This window comes from Pseudarthrobacter sp. PS3-L1, assembly GCF_030063285.1.
Taxonomy (GTDB): domain Bacteria; phylum Actinomycetota; class Actinomycetes; order Actinomycetales; family Micrococcaceae; genus Arthrobacter.
Map to the genome: position 1 here is coordinate 1 of NZ_JASISU010000018.1, position 637 is coordinate 637.

Consider the following 637-nt stretch of genomic DNA (forward strand, 5'->3'; position numbering starts at 1 on the left):
AAGCAATTGATTCATCAGCAGCACACACATACCAGTGATCGCCGCCCCGAACACCAGTTGTGATTGCCTCGTATGGCCCTGATGTTGCTGCGGCCCATCGTGCCTTGATCCGGTCAAGGAGGGTCATTCGTCATCGCCGCCCTGGTAGTGCTTGGAGTTCATCATTACTTTGAGGGTGCTTGCGTCTTGGCGGTGGATCAGTTCGTCCCATACGCCGTCCATGTTTTCTGGCATTGCTTGGAGAGCTTTTGCGGCGTAGTACCCGTACCCGTCTGGGTACTGAATTTGAATTCGGAGCGGGATTTTTACGCCGTCCGTTGCGGTTACGTCAACGTCAAACCCGAGTTCCTGCTGGTCTTTTTTCTTCTTGCTCACAATGTCTCCTGTAGTTGTTTGATGAACCGCTCTGTGGCGGGGCCGTGTTTCCGGTGCCTGCCTGGGAGTGGGCGGGGCATGCACCAGTCAGTGAACGCCCGCCACCAAGACCACCGGGATACGTGCGAGGTCACTGGGTGGGCTCGTACAGGACGGTTGCGGGTAAAGAGATTCGACTACTTGCCGTTGGAAGCTCGTTACCGGGAGACTGCCAATAAGGCTTATTCGGGGTCCTAAATGAGAACGTCCGCTCATATATGAC

The 637-nt window shown here is 55.3% G+C and carries 1 protein-coding gene; it reads right to left on the reverse strand.

Annotated elements, in window-relative coordinates:
- Positions 1-123: 123 nt before the first annotated feature.
- Positions 124-375, reverse strand: a complete 252-nt coding sequence (locus QMG79_RS16585; protein ID WP_283539736.1) for a hypothetical protein — start codon at positions 373-375, stop codon at positions 124-126.
- Positions 376-637: the final 262 nt, after the last annotated feature.